The 1,085-nt window shown below is 52.1% G+C and carries 2 protein-coding genes; one reads left to right on the top strand and one right to left on the bottom strand.

What is annotated here, in order from left to right:
• Positions 1 to 60: 60 nt before the first annotated feature.
• A complete protein-coding gene (locus IQ234_RS20840) occupies positions 61 to 756 on the bottom strand; it encodes an SIMPL domain-containing protein (protein ID WP_231828563.1) in 696 nt (231 codons plus the stop codon).
• On the opposite strand from IQ234_RS20840, the gene IQ234_RS21855 reads away from it, so the two are divergent.
• Positions 668 to 1,006, top strand: a complete 339-nt coding sequence (locus tag IQ234_RS21855; protein WP_231828575.1) for a hypothetical protein — start codon at positions 668 to 670, stop codon at positions 1,004 to 1,006. The two genes, IQ234_RS20840 and IQ234_RS21855, sit on opposite strands and share 89 nt — an antisense overlap.
• The last annotated feature ends 79 nt before the right edge of the window (positions 1,007 to 1,085 follow it).

The raw sequence follows: 1,085 nt of genomic DNA, 5'->3' as shown, positions 1-1,085 counted from the left end.
CCCCACACCCCACACCCCACACCCTGTCACCAGGAAAAACTTTTTGCAGCAAACCCTAATTCACTCGATCCCGAACGTTACCGAAACCACTGCGGTAATATCTTTGTCGATCGAGGAAGTGTCGTAAATTCCCGAATCGCTCACGTCAGTGGAATTGCGCGAGGTGATCTGAAAAACTCCCGTTTTCGCATCGCGCACCCTTCCCACCCGACTGCCGGTACTACTAGCGATCGCCTCAGCCCTCGCTCTCGCATCTTTGGTCGCCGCAGCCACCATTTCCACCCGCAGCTTATCTAGTTGGGTGTAAAGATATTGGGGAGGTTCAGAGACGAGGTTAATTCCCTCCTCGATCAATTCCGTTACCTGCCTAGAAAGTTCCGTGTAACGGGCCACATCGCTCGCTCGGATCTCGAAGCGTTGGGTGAGACGATAGGCGAGAATTTGCCCGGTTTCCTGGCCGTTAGCTGTTACTTCGGGAATCGCCATCGTCTCGATCGCGTTAGTGGTGATTGCGTCCTCGGGAACTTGTTTTTCTTTGAGATAAGCTCGTATCCGCTCGGTTTGCCGGATCAGATCGCGGTAGGCATCCTGGGCGGTAGGTTGTTGACTAGAAACCGATAAACGCCAGAGAAGATAATCGGATGTAATCGCCCTTTTGGCCGAACCAGTGACGACAAAAACATCGCTCGCCCGTTTCACCGCCAAGAACGAGCGCGCAGCTATCCACGAACTCAAGACGAGAGCGATCGATAGCACCGATAAACCCGCGAACACCTGTGGGAAACGTCGAAATATAGAACTGTCTTTCATCATCCCCATCCTAGAAATCCGACGTTTCTATCCTATGCTAGTAGCGAGTGCCTTGAAATTATTATTTACAAAAATCAATGGAGGTCGCAATCTGACGGGAAGCTTTCCCTTCCCCAAAAATTCCCTAGGGCTGACGGCGACAACGCCCGATAAGTTCAGCTTGACCATGGAATGGGCTTTATCCCCCTCTGTTTAACCCGAACTGGGGTTAAATAGGGTTTGCGGCAAAAAGTTTTTCCTGGGGGCAGGGTGTGGGGTGTGGGGTGTAGGGTGCT

It is taken from the genome of Microcystis aeruginosa LEGE 91341 (genome assembly GCF_015206885.1).
GTDB classification, from domain to species: Bacteria; Cyanobacteriota; Cyanobacteriia; order Cyanobacteriales; family Microcystaceae; genus Microcystis; species Microcystis aeruginosa_H.
The sequence above is the reverse complement of the archived record's forward strand: the minus strand, read 5'-3'. Positions and strand labels throughout refer to the sequence as shown.